This window comes from Namhaeicola litoreus, assembly GCF_042679565.1.
Taxonomy (GTDB): Bacteria; Bacteroidota; Bacteroidia; order Flavobacteriales; family Flavobacteriaceae; genus Namhaeicola; species Namhaeicola litoreus.
Window position 1 is genome coordinate 29,889 of record NZ_JBHTMY010000001.1, and the last position, 15,378, is coordinate 45,266.

Here is a 15,378-nt window from a genome sequence, read left to right on the forward strand (position 1 = left end):
AGGTAATGCTCGTAAAAATATGGGTAAAAATCATCATATGACAAAATTAGTTTTGCTTTTATTGCTGATAGTTTTTCTATCTGGTTGTGAAGAGGATAGCTTGACCGAAATTAAATATGACGGAACTGGAGGAATATCCTGTTTAGTCGATGGAATGGTCTTGAAAAATGGACCAAGTGATGCTATTTGCAAATTCACTATTTTGGAAAATGGTATAATTATTTTAGAAATAATGTTTTTTGATAATACCAGTCAATGGGTATTTGAATCTGTTTATTTGAAAATTTACGATATTCATATTGATAACATTATAGGATCGACCTATTATCTTGCTGAGAAAATGAATAATTCAAGCTATGCCGTTTATGAAATTGGAAGTTTGAAATATGAAACAAATAAAAACAATGTCGGAGATTTTACTATTTCATACTACGATTCTGAGAAAAAAGTAATTGCGGGATACTTTTCGTTTAATGCGAGAGGCAATGGAGAGGTTAAGAAAATAAAGTTTGGCCGATTTGACCTTCCTATAAATGAGCTTAAATAGGATTAATAGTAAAGTAGTGGTACTGTAATTTGTTATTAATGTGGCCTAAAAACCACTAAACTATAGATATTTTGATTTAAAATGTTTTATGAAACAAACTAAAAAATTCACGGGTTACAATTATGCATTATTTCTTCTATTCAGGGTTCCATTCTACTTAAATTTTTATCTAAAATTTATTTTATGAAAAAATACTTTATGGTTACGATAGCATTTCTGTTATTTTCTCTTCCGTTTTATTCCCAAAAAAATATAGTGAAATTTGGGTTTTTACATAACGGCGGGACCAATTATGGTTTTACATATGAACGTTCAATAGCAAGTAACTTTTCATTATTGGCCCAATGGGGTTTTGTTACGGATATCATATTTGACACTGATAACGCTGAATCATTTCAAGTTGGTTCAGGACTTTATCTGGAGGGAAGATATTATTTCCAAAAAGAAAAAGACTTGATGGAAGGTTGGCATGTAGGTGTTAATTTTTTATTCCAGGATACAGAAATGGAAGACGATTTTAGTACCGAATATCTAAAAAGAAAAGGCTTTGGAGTAACCACAGGTTACCAATGGATTTTCTTAAATCATTTAACCATAGACACTATGTTTGGTTTAGGATATTCTATTAATTCAACTAATATTAAAAATTTAGACAATGGTGTTATATTTATTTTAGGCGCTAATCTAGGATACAATTTCTAATCATTAAATTAAGACTGATGAAAGCAAATCAATCTACAACGTTATTATTTACACTTTTAACCCTGCCCATTTTTGCCCAGGAAAATATAATAAAATTAGGCTTTTTGGGTTCTGGTGGAACTCTCTCGGGGTTACAGTTCGAAAGGTCAATTACGAAACAAATATCTTTTTTAGGAGAAATTGGATATGCTGAGGTCATAGATATTTTAGGTGTTGAATCAAATAAGGGCTTCGGTCTCTATGGCGAGGGTAGATACTATTTCTCAAAAAACAAGGATTTGATGGAAGGATGGCACAGCGGTATTTATCTTTACTATTTAAATACAAAGGGCGATGATTCCAGCTATTCTGATTATCATGTGAACGCATTTTCTGTAGGTCTTAACGGAGGGTATCAATTCATTTTTTCAAGTCATATCTCATTGGATCTATTGGCTGGTGGAGGGATTCGTTTTGCATCTGGCACTTTTGATAGTGACACCGATTTTTATCCTCTTTTAGGGCTAAGTTTAGGTTACAACTTTTAACGTAAACTGCGATAAAACTATTTCATTTCAACAAGAAATTATACGTCATTTTAGTTTGTATTGAATTTAAATTCTATCTCTTTACCTTTATTCTTTAAATTTACCTAAACGTGCAGATCAACTATATTTTCGTTGTATATTCCTTTCATTTATAATTAATGTATTTTTTACATTTAATATTGATTTTTAGTGTCATTTGTCCAATTTATTCGTATACTTGACATAAGAATGAAGCTTAATTATAAATTGAAAAGATGAAAACCAATTTTGAACTTATAGACTATGTCATATTCATTATTTATGCCTTAATCATTTTAGGAGTTGGTTTATGGGTTTCAAGAGATAAAAAGGGTCATCAAAAAAATGCAGAAGATTACTTTTTGGCGAGCAAAAGTTTGCCTTGGTGGGCCATTGGTGCGTCATTAATCGCTGCAAATATTTCAGCCGAACAATTTATAGGTATGTCGGGCTCGGGTTTCGCCTCGGGTTTAGCGATTGCTTCCTATGAATGGATGGCGGCCATCACGTTAATCATTGTTGGTAAATATTTTTTACCAATTTTTATTGAAAAAGGGATTTATACGATCCCGGAATTTGTAGAAAAACGGTATTCAACAAATTTAAAAACCATATTGGCAATATTCTGGATTGCGCTTTATGTATTTGTAAACCTTACAACTGTTTTGTATTTAGGCGCTCTGGCCATCGAAACTATTTTGGGAGTTCCAATGATTTACGGCATTATGGGTCTCGCTCTGTTTGCGGCAGCCTATTCTCTATATGGTGGACTTTCTGCAGTGGCTTGGACAGATGTTATACAGGTTGTTTTTTTGGTGTTAGGAGGGCTTGCAACTACTTATCTTGCACTGAATACTGTATCTGGCGGAGAAGGTGTTTTTAGCGGTTTAAAAACAGTCTATGATGCTGTGCCAGAAAGATTTGCTATGATTTTGGATAAATCAAATCCTGAATATAAAAACTTACCCGGTATTGGGGTTTTAGTGGGCGGACTTTGGGTTGCGAATCTCTATTATTGGGGGTTTAATCAATATATCATACAAAGAACGCTGGCAGCCAAATCTTTACCTGAAGCACAAAAAGGTATTTTATTAGCGGCATTTTTAAAATTATTGATTCCTCTTATTGTAGTGATTCCCGGAATTGCTGCTTATGTGATGGTCAATGACCCTGAAATCATGGGTAGTTTGGGAGCTGCCGGGCAACAAAATTTACCCTCACCGGAGCAGGCTGATAAAGCTTATCCCTGGTTGCTTCAGTTTTTACCAACCGGACTAAAAGGAGTTGCTTTTGCTGCATTAGCCGCGGCTATTGTCTCCTCTTTGGCTTCAATGCTCAACTCTACCTCAACCATTTTTACAATGGATATCTATAAACAATATATCAATCCAAACGCAAATGATAAACAAACTGTTAATACAGGTAGACTCTCTGCTTTAATTGCTTTGGTTATTGCCTGTATTATTGCTCCCCTTTTGGGAAATTTAGATCAGGCTTTTCAATATATCCAAGAATATACCGGAATTGTAAGTCCAGGAATTTTAGCTGTCTTTTTATTGGGACTTTTCTGGAAAAAAACAACCAATAAAGCTGCGATCATTGGTGCTTTGAGTTCTATTCCTATCGCTATGTATTTCAAAGTTGCTCCTAAGGGTTGGTCAGATAGTGCATTCTTTGTGGATGTTCCCTTTATGGATCAAATGGGCTATACTACCTTGTTAACCATGGTGGTCATCATTATTGCGAGCTTAATTCAAAACAAAGGAGCTGAAGATCCTAAAGGGATTCCTTTAAACAAACAAATGTTTAAAACAAATGCAAAATTCAATATCGGTGCCTTTACCATCATGGTTATTTTGGTAGCACTCTATGCCGCATTTTGGAACTAAAAAATATAACATTTTAAAAAGTCCACTAAGTGCAGCATTTTAATATTAGGTTATTTTGGCATTTCAATGATTGACCCAAACATGATGGCATTCGTAAACAATTTATTCGTACCATACCAAATTCCTCTAAAATTAGGGTTATCTGCAAACATAACAACCCTTCCTTTGCCAATGTTACTCACAATTATAGAGGCAGATTTTTCCATCAATGCTAAGTTCTCCGGTGTAATAAATCCGTCGATATGAGGATCATCGGTATATCTTGCCACCGTTGAAAAATTGTTTTTGCTCGGATTCAACCAAACGGTGTTATTTTTATACACAGGTAGTGTTCTTTCCGAATAACCGAATCCAATAGGATGAGTAATATCTAAATCCACTTCAAAAATAGCTCCTCCAATGTTATTCCGGCCAATGAAGCCGTCAGACAAACCATAATCAACCCTTTGCACGGTGGTGTCTTTTGACTTTTCAACCAATGTTTCATCTACTAATTTATTCTTGATGATCCATGTATTAGCTGTTCTTGTTGTAATTAAGGTATTTCCTATGCCTACCCAGTTTTTCAATTTTTCTATTTCCGCACTACCAAAAACATTATAACTACCCGAAACCATCACAATGGCATTGTATCTATTCAGATCAGCTCTATCAAAGTCTGAGACATCTATTTTTACCAAGGGCATTTTCAATCGCTGTTCCATGAGATGCCATACTTCACCTGCCTCATAAGGCGATATCCCCTCACCCACCAATAACATCACTTCAGGCTTTTTCACAGTCATTAAGCTTCTGCTGCCCAAGCCATTACCATCAACAGTCATACCCGTTTGAATCGGGTAAACTTGCACATCAAAATCATTACTCCCATCTAGCAAAAATTCATATAGTTCATCAGAAGTTATTTTTTGATCCTGTACAGAAAGCATGATAGATCCGCGACCAAATGAATGATTTTTACCTTCAACTACTGTTGTAAGAGGTTTTGAAGTTGTTTTAGCTATTAGCCCTTTGTCCTGCAAAAAATATAAAAAGGATGGTGCATTATAATCTGCATAATCTATTAAATAGGCATAATTCGACTTTTGCAAAGTTCTGTTTTTCTTTTCCAAAAATTCTTTGGTGATCTCATTACCCAGATTCGGTAATTTATTTAATTGTGCATGTGGTAAATTAAAGGCGTTGACCAAAGACCAAGCCGAAGTATCGTAATATACACTGTCTCGATACTTTTCGAAAGTCTCAAATAGTGATTGAACCATATAATATTGCTGCTGTTTTACCGGAACAATATAGCTCATGTCTTTTTTAAATGTTCTTTTATCAATGTCTAGATCCTTCTCCGCTTGATATACCTTGATTTTATGCGTGAGCAAAACTTCTAAGAAAGCCTTGTTCCTATTTGTGTCATAAGGATCTCCAAAAACATAGGCTTTAACTTTACTTTTTGATGCCTTATCAATTGCTTCTTGAAAAAATCTGCTCTGATAATCATAAAGCGTTTGCTTATTCTCAACTGCAGCTTTTAAGGTTGAGAAACTCGAGATGAATTGATTTCTAATAGCGAAAGCAAAAGTAATCTCACCTGTTGGTGTTTCTTGTAAATGGCCTCTGGCACTCGCCTGCTCAAATAGCAAAGCCAAAGATCCTTGTAAATCACCATAGGTAGAGCCATAACCCGGATAAGTAGAGTCATACACCTCCGCTGTAAAATATAATGATCCTATTTGATCTAGATCAGCTGCAAATTGTTTGGCAAAAAGGTTGTTGAGCGTGGTATAATTCTCTTTCGGTGTAATTGGAACAAGTGAAGCAGATTGGTTTTTTGGCTCGAAAAAATAAGTGCTGTTTGTTCCCATTTCATGAAAATCAGTGACCACATTGGGATACCACTCATGATACCATTTCAATTTTGCCTTACTTTCAGGATGCACCGCCAAAAGTAAATCTCTATTCAGATCAAACCAATAATGATTGGTTCTTCCATTAGGCCAACCCTCATTATGCTCAATATCATTTTTATCTGCAATAAAGGGCTGTCCTCTACGTGAATTTACCCATTGCGTATGCCTGTCGCGCCCATCAGGATTAATGGTTGGATCTAAAAAAACCACTGTTTCCGACAGTATTTCATCTACTTTTGGATGACTTGAAGCCGCCAATGTATATGCCGTAAGCATGGCGGCCTCAGTACTGCTCGGTTCATTTCCATGAACATTATATCCCAAATTAACTATCAGCGGGAGATCGGTAAAAGACGAAACTTTCTTATCAGGATCTACAACTTCCAAATGTACTCTTTTGATCTCTTCTAAGCGATCGTGATTAGATTTGTTTGTAATAATAGCCATGACCAACTTGCGCTGCTCATGGGTTCTTCCATATTCGAAGACTGTGACTCTATCAGACATACTTGCCAATTTTTCTAAATAAGAAACAACAAGATCATGACGTGTGTGATACTCACCAATTGGGTATCCCAAATATTCTTCAGGGCTTGGAATTTTACTATCAAATGGACTATATTCTTTGAAAAAATAATCCTGTGCTATTCCTTGAAAAGGGAGAAAAATAAAAAAGAGAAAGCAGAATCTATATGGTATTTTTTTTAACATATGAGGTGTACATTTTGTGTAGTCAGCTAAAATAGAAAAATTAATTCATTAAGATAATAATCCTAATTTTGTCTTAAACAAAAGATTATAAAAATGAAAGTTTTGCTTCTCGATACTAATCACGAAAGAATTAAGGAAGGACTTACTCAATTGAATTTTGAGTTTGATGAAGATTACCATTCCACAAAACAAGAAATTGAAGACAGGATTCACTTGTACGATGGGATCGTGATTCGCAGCAGATTTAAAATAGATCAATCTTTTTTAGAGAAAGCCAAAAACCTAAAATTTATCGGACGTGTTGGTGCCGGACTTGAAAATATTGATTTGAACTATGCAGAACAACAAAACATTCATCTTATCGCTGCGCCGGAGGGAAACAGGAATGCGGTTGGAGAACAGGCACTTGGAATGATTTTAGCTCTTTTTAACCGGCTTTGTATCGTAAATAGAGAAGTGCGCGAAGGTATTTGGCTCAGAGAAGAAAATCGAGGTATAGAATTAGAGGGGAAAACAGTTGGCATTATCGGCTACGGGAATATGGGTAAGGCATTTGCCAAAAAATTAAAAGGATTTGACTGTGAAGTGATTTTTTATGATATACTCCCAAATTTGGAAGATCAAAATGCAAAAAAGGTAAGTTTAGTGGAGTTGATGGAGCGCACTGATATTTTAAGTTTGCACACACCTCAAACAGAACTCACTAAAAAAATGGTCAATAAAAACTTTATCGAAAGTTTTTCTAAATCCTTTTATTTGATCAACACAGCCAGAGGTTCTGCCGTAGTTACTGAAGACCTCGTAGAAGGTTTAAAATCCGGAAAAGTTCTAGGTGCCTGTTTGGATGTATTGGAATACGAAAAAAGCTCTTTTGAAAACATGTTTTCAGAAAAAAATGGTTTGCCCGCTCCCTTTCAATTTTTGATAGAATCCGACAAGGTTTTATTAAGTCCGCATATTGCAGGTTGGACTCATGAGTCGAAGTACAAGTTGGCTGATGTGATTATAAAAAAACTTGAATATTGGCTTAACAATTCTCTACAAAATAATTGAGTAAATCTGTTGTAGTAACAATCCCCACCAAATGTTCATCATCAACAATAGGCAAAGAATGAAACTTTTTATTGGCCAATAATTTTGCTACTTCGTATATAGGCGTATCAGAAGAGACTGTTACCAAATTTTTGATCATCAAATCTTCAATGCTCATCATATTATATATAGCTGTATCTACTGTACCTTCTTCATTATAAGCATCAATAAAACTGATCCGAAGAATATCAGAAAGACTGATCATTCCCATCAATCTTTTTCCATTTACCACAGGGATATGGCGAATGTTATTTTTCTTCAACCTTTTCTCTGCTGTATATAAAGTATTTGACAAATTTAATGTGATTACATCTGTTGTCATTATTTTGCCGATAGGTTCCTCTTTTTTCATAAGATCAGTATTAATGATATAAAGTTCATTAAATAAATAGACTTAAAAAATGATTAAAGTCAATCTATTCAGAAGACTTTTCGGGTTCTTCCTGGGCAACCTGAATTAAATGTATTCCTTCTTCATCTAAACGGATCAATTTGTTTTTAAACAAATTCCCCACTGCCTTTTTAAAGGCCTTTTTACTGAGATGAAATGCGCTATAAATTAATTCAGGGCTTGTTTTATCATGATAGGGTAAAAACCCATCTTCCTCATTTAATTTAGTCAAAATAATTTGGGCATGAGGCTCAATCGATTTTTTATAACCTTGTGGATGTAAACTGATATCTAATTTATTCTCTGAGCGAATTTTCTTTACATAACCAGTAAGTTTATCACCCACTTTGATTTCGCCAAAAATTTCATTTTCAAAAATAAGGCCTTTATGAAGGTGATTTACAATCACTGAATATCCTAAATCCGATTTGTGCATCACCAATAATTCTACTTGATCCCCTTCTTCTACTGTTAAATTCTCATTATTCAAGTATTTCTCGATTTTATTACTTCCAATAAGCCTATCCGTTTCTTTATCAAGGTCCATATATATGATATACCACCTACCCACTTCCAGTTTTTGTCTTTGTTCTTTAAACGGAACGAGCAGATTCTTTACCATGCCCCAATCCACAAATGCACCAAAACTAGAAACTGCCGTCACTTTCAAAAACCCAAATTGGTGTAATAAAAGATAGGGCTCAAGGTTAGTAGCTATCTTTTTACCATCGTGGTCTCTGTAAACAAATACCGTTAAAACATCTCCTAAACTATATTCTTCCGGACAGTATTTACTGGGAAGCAAGACATCTTCGCCCTCTTCATCGCCCAAAAAAAGACCAACCGTGGTCATTCTTAAAATACTTAAATCATTGTATTGCCCAATTGAAATCATGAAAATGCTTTTATACTGCAAAGTTACTCTTTTTTAATGGCAGTATCGAAGTTGGTTTGTTGAGACGAAGTTTAATTTCAAAAAAAATCCGAAATCTATAACAGATTTCGGATCATGTCTTACTAGCCCATCATGACTTCTATTTGGTAATCTCCGGGAGGTAAAACAGGGATTTTATTTCCTTTCATCTGCTTTCCATTGACAGTAAGAGATTTTACCCCTTTACTTACCTTATTCGGATTCTGAATATCGATATACAAATTAGCTCCTCTAAATTTTCTTTTTACCTTATAGCCTTTCCATTCATTCGGGATACAAGGATTTATTTCCAATCCATCATAGTCAGGGTTAATTCCTAAGATATATTGAACCACCGCATAAAAATTCCAGGCAGCAGTTCCTGAGAGCCAAGAGTTTTTCCCTTCACCCGGTTTATACGCATCTTTTCCTGCAATCATTTGGCAATAAACATAGGGCTCGACTTTATGGAGTTCTTGAATATCTTGCAAGTATGAAGGACATATTTTACTGTAATAATCCCAGGCTTCATTTCCTCTTCCCAATTTCGTTTCTGCAATCATAATCCACGGGTTATTATGACAAAAGATACCGGCATTTTCTTTATAACCTTTGGGATAGGTCGAAATTTCGCCATATTCTATGACATATTTTGTAAATGCTGGATTATTTAAAACGATACCATAGGGTGTATCTAGGTGTTTTTTAACAGCGTCTAAGGATTTTTTAACCATTCCTTCTTCCATGCCGATCTCCGCCATAGCACACCAGCCTTGCGATTCTATAAAGATCTTTCCTTCATCATTTTCATTCGAACCCACCTTTTTACCAAAATAATCATAGGCACGCAAGTACCATTCTCCATCCCAACCTTTTGTCCTAACTACTTGTTTCATCTTGTCAACCTCTTTTAGAGCACGATTAGCTTCAGCAGTTTTACCCAAAACCCTACAGAGTTCTGCGTAGTCCGTTCCATACATTACAAATAGGCCGGCGATCATCACAGATTCGGCCTTACTGCCATCCGTCTTATTTTCTGTCGTTTGAAAAGATTCATTGGGATCGTTAGAAAAACAATTCAAATTCAAACAATCGTTCCAATCTGCTCTTCCTATAAGAGGCAAGCCATTGGGTCCTAAATTATTGATGACATGATCAAAAGAAATAGTGAGGTGATCAAATAGACTTTTGGCTAAACTCATGTCATTATCAAAGGGAACCATTTCATCTAAAATGGAAAAATCGCCGCTTTCTTTAATGTAAGAAACTACGCCTAAAATTAACCACATGGGGTCGTCATTAAAACCTCCCCCAATGGCATTATTTCCCCTTTTTGTAAGAGGTTGATATTGGTGATAACAACCGCCATCTGGGAATTGTGTCGATGCAATATCAATAATTCTTTCTCTAGCTCTTTCAGGGATTTGATGGACAAAGCCGATCAAATCCTGATTGGAATCTCTGAAACCCATTCCTCTTCCAATACCCACTTCGAAAAAAGAAGCAGATCGAGACATGTTGAAAGTAACCATACATTGGTATTGATTCCAGATATTCACCATACGGTTCAATCGATCATCTTCATGCTCTATATTGATAATGCTCAATAGATTCGTCCAATAAGTGTCTAACTCAGCCAATGCCTGATCTACCTTATCTACTGTATCGAATTTAGCAATCAATGATTTCGCTTTGGATTTATTGATTATACCATAACTTTCCCATTTATCGTCTTGTTCATTCTCAACATATCCTAAAATAAAAATCAGGTCCTTTTCTTCCCCTGGTTTTAATGTAATTTCTTTGTAATGAGAGGCGATTGGCGACCAACCATGGGCTTCCGAATTTCTGCTTTTACCTTCTGTCACAACTTGAGGGTTACTAAATTCATTATACAAGCCCATAAAAGATTCCCGATCTGTATCAAAACCATCAATGGTGTCGTTTAAATGGTAAAAGGCAAAATGATTTCTTCGTTCCTTGTATTCCGTTTTATGGTATAGTGTAGCACCGTCTATTTCTACTTCTCCTGTAGATAAATTTCTTTGTAAATTATTCTGATCATCTTCTGCATTCCACAAACACCATTCTGTAAAGGAAAATAGTTTAAAAGTTTTGGTTTGTTTACTTAAATTGGTCAATTTCATTTTTTGGATTTCGGCCCAATTTCCTAAAGGAATGAAAAAAGTTATCTCTGCCGCTATTCCGTTCTTTTCTCCCCTAATTTTCGTGTAACTCAAACCATGCCTACATTCATACTTATCCAATTCCGTCTTTACTGGCTTCCAACCTGGCGACCAAATTGTTCCACCATCATTGATATAAAAATAACGCCCTCCATTATCCATAGGAACATTGTTATATCTGTATCTATTCAATCGCCTAAATTTGGCATCTTTATAAAAGGCGTATCCACCTGCTGTATTTGAAATCAGACCAAAAAAATCTTCATTACCTAAATAATTGATCCATGGAAAAGGAGTAGCGGGGTTGGTAATGACGTATTCTTTATTTTTATCATCGAAAAAACCGTATTGCATATTTTTAAAATTTTTGAAGACATGTATGATAACATCTATATTTTGAAGATTTTAAATTAAACCATATGATGTTTAAACAAAGTAATTGATTATTTCAATAACCTAATCATACCTAAGTAGTGTTTGGAATTTTTGGATAAAGAAATGATGAAATCCTACAAAGAGAAAAAACATACCTTAGATAAACCTATTTCAAAAGGCTTAATTTTCTATTTTTCCATAGATTTTTGCAATACAATTTCCATTCAGAAATTGCTGGGTATCGAGCTCACTTTGTAAAATGGGTCCACGCTTATTTTCTTTTAAAAGCCACATCGCAGATTCAACCATGGGCGCGGCTGTTGTCGTTTGAATCGCTCTTAATTTTGCTTTACCTACTTTTTGCGGTTTAATTATTTTGGCAAATTCTTTTCTTCTTAGTACTCCTTTTTCATCATTGCCCTGAACTGCGGCAAAGACCACGACCTGGTCTTCTTCCAAATGCGGAATTACACTTTCCATTTTCTTCTGCAAATCAGCAATCTTATCATTGGACTTAAATGTCTTTAATTGTTCTTCTACCCATTGATAGTGTCCTGGAAAACGGAGTGTTTTATAATCTATGTTTTCTACTTTATCTTTTAATGCTTCTGGTAAATCTGCAGCTCCCCCTGATGTTAAATCTTCTTCATAGAGAAGTCCGTGAATCAGAATTCTTTTTCTTTCAGATAATGATGGTCTATTTACCACCTCATGATTACGCACCACAATCGCATCTTTGATGTACTCCGTGGCAACACCAACCGGACTCCAAGTAAAACCATAAAAATAAGGTGCCATGGCATGCTCTGTTAATGCACCTACTTTCATTTCTAAATGGATAGCTTTTTCAACCTTAAACTCTTCGCAAAAAGATTTATATAAATGATGAGCAAGAACATTGATGTAACCTGGTGCTAAGCCTGATTGCAGTACAAAAGCAGTTGATGCATCTTTGGCTATTTCTTTGATTTGCTCTGTTTCTTGGACATACTCTGTTAAATTGACATAATGCAGTTGATGATTTTTAGCTAACAAAGCCATTTTAGGTGCCAAAGAACCAGGAAGACAATCCAATAAAACTTGCCCTTTATCCAGAATTTCCTTCATTCGTTGATCTGGCTCTGTTAATAATGTAAAGGGCTCAATTTGGACATCTTTTGTACTGTTTGTTTTTATCCATTCTGCAACGAGTTTTGCCTTAGAGAATGTCCTGTTTCCCAAATAAAGTACTAATCTTTTTTCAGACCATTCTGCTAACAATAATCCTACGGCTTCTGCAATACCGCCAGCTCCAGCAATTACGATATGGTTTGCTTCTTTCATCTTAAACTGAGTTTAAATGGTGAAATACTATTGAAGTATAATTTTATCTATGGATAAAGAAAACTCCTCACCCACTTTGTTTCCTATTAAAAATGCTATTTCTTCAATCTGTGACTGGTCAAAATTGGGTTTGTCTAAGCGCCTACCTCGAAAAGCAGGATACATTTTTGATAAAGGAATTTCGATCTGCTCCCAATCACCGCTTGTTTCAAAATATAACACATAAGAATAATAATCACCCCTTCTGGCCTTTACTCTGAACTGATATTTTTTTCCATCTCCTTTTAAAAAAAGTATAATTTTTTGATTATTACTTACCGAAGCTTTAGCTAAGCTTCCTCTAACAGAGGAAAATCCTCCATTATTTTCTGTAGAAACACGGCCACTAAAAACAGCATTTCCCTTCACATCCAATTTAAAATTGCCAGAAGATACCCCACCCATGACCACATCATCCACGACTTGCCAATTCTTTAAATCCGCATTTGAATGGAAATCACATAAAACTATAGACGACTGTATCATAATAAATAATATTAATTTGTAGTAAAGCATAGTACACTAATTCTATCATAGAAACTTAAAGCAAGTTCCTATTTCTTTTCTTTGTTATCGGATACTTCATCATCATCTTTTTTAAACCCAATCGCCTTTCTCAATTTTTTCTCCGATTTTTTTAGCTCTTCTTCGATCTTTTTGTATTCTCCAATATCCTTAATGGTTACAACTCCGGCAACCACCTTATTCTCCTGATCTATTATCGGCCTTCCGCTAATGAGCACTCGTCTTTTTTGTTGTAATTCTGGATGCCACAAAACGACATCTACATCATTTGAAGCCTCACCGGCCAAAGCCCTTTCCATGGGCATATTTTGTGAAGGAAAGACTGTTTTTTCATCGGGGTAATACAATTCAAATTGATCTGAAAATTGAGCAGGAATATTTTCATCATCCTGAATACCAAAAAGTTGATGTGCCATGTAATTAGCCAAAACCACTTGCTTATCAGAATTTGCCACAATAACACCGTCACCTATATTATCTACAATCAAGGCCAACTGCTGCTGGCTTTCGTATAATTGATTCAAAGCAAGTTCCTCCTCCTGTTCCTGTTTTAACATTTCGGTCATGTCTCTTGCGATCGCATACAAGAAACCCGTTTCAATATCGGAAGTAGCTGTCCATGAAAGTGATTTTATACTTCCATCTTTGCAGATCCATCTGTTAATAAAATTCAATGTAGAAACTCCCTGTTGTAATTTTTTAATTTCTTCTTCAGTTTTGGCTAAATCATCTGGGTGAATATATTGGCTAAATGGATGGTTTAATAATTCCTCACTCGAATAACCCAATACTTTTGAAAGGGCAGGATTGATTTTGACAAATTTTTCATCAGATGCCACAACTAATATATCCATTGAGAGCATGAAAAACTTCTCTCCAGCAATCAAAGATCTTTCAATATTTTTTCTTTCTGTAATATCTGTTCCAATGCTCCCTATGGCAAAAACTCGATTATCTGTATCGAATAGAGGAAATTTCACCGATAAATAGGTATGAGGTCCGTCGTCCTGCTCGACAACTTCTTCTATCTTTATCTCCTGACCATTTTTTAAGGCTTCCAAGTCTGCATTCCTAAATTCATCTGCAATTTCTTTGTCCAGAAAATCGTGATCAGTTTTCCCAATGATGTTCTTCTCATCCAAGCCAAATAATGCGGCAAATTGCTTATTAATGGTTAAATATTCACCATTTATTTTCTTGACAGATATAGGTAAAGATGTATTGTCTATAATTGATTGGATCAACATTCTATTTTCCACAAGGTTTATCTCTGACTTTCTTCTCGCCTTTAATTGTCTTTTGATGATGATGTAAACCACTGTTAACATAATCAAGGACATGACAATAAGTAAAAGAACAATCCAATCCAAGGTAACTGTTTCTCTATTAGCGAGTCGATGCCAATAAATAAGACCAAGCACCAATACAACTAGGATATTGATGACAAAACCTATGACAATTTTCTTTTCGAAAGATATTTTCATTTTAATTTGATTGAAAAATTGTAATTAAGACTCTTTTTGTTTGGTATAACTAAAAATAATTAAATAAACCCGAACTAAGGGACTATCAAACAAATTAAATGAAAAGTTGGTATTTTAAAAGTGTGATATACAATCATACCCAGTAACATACCACATTGTCGGTAACTGAATTGGTAGTTATTTTTAAATTTCCTTTTTTGTATTTAAAGGTTACAAAGTTTTTGTCCGAATTGATCTACATCATCCCAATTGGTGTATTCAATTTTAGTTTCTGGATTTGTTGGCCCTTTTGTCATCCACATGATGAATTGGATCATGATTCGGTCAAAAAATGTGTACTTTTTATAATCCAACATCCCGGCAAAAACATCAACTTGATCTGGGCGCCAATCAGTAGATTTAAAATATTTAATTACATATGGATTTGTTTCCGCACTCTTTTTTTCAGGTTTTCTCGCGACCAGATTTACCGAAAAGAAAGCAGTTTTTATTTTGGCTAACTTTTTCTTTTGTTCTTCAATAAAGGCAATAATGTCCTTGTGATGAATTCCATACCTAATGCTTGAGCCTATGATAATTCTATCAAATTTCAAGACATCTTCATGAAATTGATCTATAGAATACATTTCTATATCCTGTTGATTCTTTTGTAAAACTTTTTTTAAATGATCTGAGATTTTCTTGGTTTGACCATCAACAGATGCGTAAATTAATGCTGTTCTCATACAACCTTCTTTTAAGATAAGGTTCGG

General features: G+C 34.9%; 13 protein-coding genes. 5 read left to right on the top strand and 8 right to left on the bottom strand.

All coding sequences use genetic code 11. The features are described from left to right. Positions 1 to 37 precede the first annotated feature (37 nt). The 4 genes from ACFQ39_RS00160 (at position 38) to ACFQ39_RS00175 (ending at position 3,683) form a co-directional block, all read left to right on the top strand. A complete protein-coding gene (locus ACFQ39_RS00160) occupies positions 38 to 547 on the top strand; it encodes a hypothetical protein (RefSeq protein ID WP_377175214.1) in 510 nt (169 codons plus the stop codon). Positions 548 to 730: 183 nt separating this feature from the next. Then, the gene (locus tag ACFQ39_RS00165) at positions 731 to 1,249 is read left to right on the top strand and encodes a DUF3575 domain-containing protein (protein WP_377175216.1); all 519 of its coding nucleotides are present in this window, start codon (positions 731 to 733) and stop codon (positions 1,247 to 1,249) included. 17 nt (positions 1,250 to 1,266) lie between these two features. After that, the gene (locus tag ACFQ39_RS00170) at positions 1,267 to 1,776 is read left to right on the top strand and encodes a DUF3575 domain-containing protein (RefSeq protein WP_377175218.1); all 510 of its coding nucleotides are present in this window, start codon (positions 1,267 to 1,269) and stop codon (positions 1,774 to 1,776) included. Between the two features lie 254 nt (positions 1,777 to 2,030). After that, complete coding sequence (locus ACFQ39_RS00175) at positions 2,031 to 3,683, top strand: sodium/sugar symporter (RefSeq protein WP_377175220.1); 1,653 nt, start codon at positions 2,031 to 2,033, stop codon at positions 3,681 to 3,683. A 50-nt stretch (positions 3,684 to 3,733) separates the two neighbouring features. Here the strand turns inward: ACFQ39_RS00175 and ACFQ39_RS00180 are convergent, their stop codons facing one another. Next, positions 3,734 to 6,298: a M14 family zinc carboxypeptidase gene (locus ACFQ39_RS00180; protein WP_377175222.1), complete on the bottom strand. Its 2,565-nt coding sequence runs from the start codon at positions 6,296 to 6,298 to the stop codon at positions 3,734 to 3,736. 93 nt (positions 6,299 to 6,391) lie between these two features. Between ACFQ39_RS00180 and ACFQ39_RS00185 the strand changes: the two genes are divergently transcribed. Beyond that, entirely contained in the window at positions 6,392 to 7,351 is a 960-nt protein-coding gene (locus ACFQ39_RS00185) for a 2-hydroxyacid dehydrogenase (RefSeq protein WP_377175224.1), read from the top strand. Here ACFQ39_RS00185 and ACFQ39_RS00190 read toward each other — a convergent pair. The 7 genes from ACFQ39_RS00190 to hemG form a co-directional block, all read right to left on the bottom strand. Next, positions 7,326 to 7,742, bottom strand: a complete 417-nt coding sequence (locus ACFQ39_RS00190; protein ID WP_377175226.1) for a CBS domain-containing protein — start codon at positions 7,740 to 7,742, stop codon at positions 7,326 to 7,328. The genes ACFQ39_RS00185 and ACFQ39_RS00190 overlap by 26 nt on opposite strands. Before the next feature lie 64 nt (positions 7,743 to 7,806). Then, entirely contained in the window at positions 7,807 to 8,676 is an 870-nt protein-coding gene (locus tag ACFQ39_RS00195) for a CvfB family protein (protein WP_377175228.1), read from the bottom strand. 122 nt (positions 8,677 to 8,798) lie between these two features. Then, positions 8,799 to 11,234 carry a GH36-type glycosyl hydrolase domain-containing protein gene (locus ACFQ39_RS00200; protein ID WP_377175230.1) on the bottom strand — a complete coding sequence of 812 codons (2,436 nt, stop codon included), beginning with the start codon at positions 11,232 to 11,234 and terminating at the stop codon, positions 8,799 to 8,801. 201 nt (positions 11,235 to 11,435) lie between these two features. Then, positions 11,436 to 12,578, bottom strand: coding sequence for a saccharopine dehydrogenase family protein (locus tag ACFQ39_RS00205; RefSeq protein WP_377175232.1), 1,143 nt, complete (start codon positions 12,576 to 12,578; stop codon positions 11,436 to 11,438). Positions 12,579 to 12,605: 27 nt separating this feature from the next. Beyond that, a complete protein-coding gene (locus tag ACFQ39_RS00210; RefSeq protein WP_377175234.1) occupies positions 12,606 to 13,103 on the bottom strand; it encodes a CIA30 family protein in 498 nt (165 codons plus the stop codon). A 68-nt stretch (positions 13,104 to 13,171) separates the two neighbouring features. Beyond that, positions 13,172 to 14,626, bottom strand: coding sequence for a PAS domain-containing protein (locus ACFQ39_RS00215; protein WP_377175236.1), 1,455 nt, complete (start codon positions 14,624 to 14,626; stop codon positions 13,172 to 13,174). 203 nt (positions 14,627 to 14,829) lie between these two features. After that, complete coding sequence (gene hemG, locus ACFQ39_RS00220) at positions 14,830 to 15,351, bottom strand: menaquinone-dependent protoporphyrinogen IX dehydrogenase (protein WP_377175238.1); 522 nt, start codon at positions 15,349 to 15,351, stop codon at positions 14,830 to 14,832. Between the last annotated feature and the right edge of the window lie 27 nt (positions 15,352 to 15,378).

Coding starts and splice junctions, on each gene's coding strand:
- ACFQ39_RS00160 (WP_377175214.1), top strand. CDS start 38: ATGACAAAATTAGTTTTGCTTTTATTGCTGATAGTTTTTCTATCTGGT.
- ACFQ39_RS00165 (WP_377175216.1), top strand. CDS start 731: ATGAAAAAATACTTTATGGTTACGATAGCATTTCTGTTATTTTCTCTT.
- ACFQ39_RS00170 (WP_377175218.1), top strand. CDS start 1,267: ATGAAAGCAAATCAATCTACAACGTTATTATTTACACTTTTAACCCTG.
- ACFQ39_RS00175 (WP_377175220.1), top strand. CDS start 2,031: ATGAAAACCAATTTTGAACTTATAGACTATGTCATATTCATTATTTAT.
- ACFQ39_RS00180 (WP_377175222.1), bottom strand. CDS start 6,298: ATGTTAAAAAAAATACCATATAGATTCTGCTTTCTCTTTTTTATTTTT.
- ACFQ39_RS00185 (WP_377175224.1), top strand. CDS start 6,392: ATGAAAGTTTTGCTTCTCGATACTAATCACGAAAGAATTAAGGAAGGA.
- ACFQ39_RS00190 (WP_377175226.1), bottom strand. CDS start 7,742: ATGAAAAAAGAGGAACCTATCGGCAAAATAATGACAACAGATGTAATC.
- ACFQ39_RS00195 (WP_377175228.1), bottom strand. CDS start 8,676: ATGATTTCAATTGGGCAATACAATGATTTAAGTATTTTAAGAATGACC.
- ACFQ39_RS00200 (WP_377175230.1), bottom strand. CDS start 11,234: ATGCAATACGGTTTTTTCGATGATAAAAATAAAGAATACGTCATTACC.
- ACFQ39_RS00205 (WP_377175232.1), bottom strand. CDS start 12,578: ATGAAAGAAGCAAACCATATCGTAATTGCTGGAGCTGGCGGTATTGCA.
- ACFQ39_RS00210 (WP_377175234.1), bottom strand. CDS start 13,103: ATGATACAGTCGTCTATAGTTTTATGTGATTTCCATTCAAATGCGGAT.
- ACFQ39_RS00215 (WP_377175236.1), bottom strand. CDS start 14,626: ATGAAAATATCTTTCGAAAAGAAAATTGTCATAGGTTTTGTCATCAAT.
- hemG (WP_377175238.1), bottom strand. CDS start 15,351: ATGAGAACAGCATTAATTTACGCATCTGTTGATGGTCAAACCAAGAAA.